We start from the raw sequence: 213 nt of genomic DNA on the forward strand, positions 1-213 counted from the left end.
CGGGTCGGTGATGGAGCGGGCGAGTGCTTCAGCACGGTCGGGTAGGCCGGCTTTAGTCAGGGGGCCAACTAGATCGCTCAACGCCCATGCTTGCTCTTGCGGGTCGGTGATGGAGCGGGCGAGTGCTTCAGCACGGTCGGGTAGGCCGGCTTTAGTCAGGGGGCCAACTAGATCGCTCAACGCCCATGCTTGCTTTTGTGGGTCAGTGATGTA

It is taken from the genome of Nonomuraea sp. NPDC049750, assembly GCF_040659625.1.
Lineage (GTDB): Bacteria > Actinomycetota > Actinomycetes > Streptosporangiales > Streptosporangiaceae > Nonomuraea.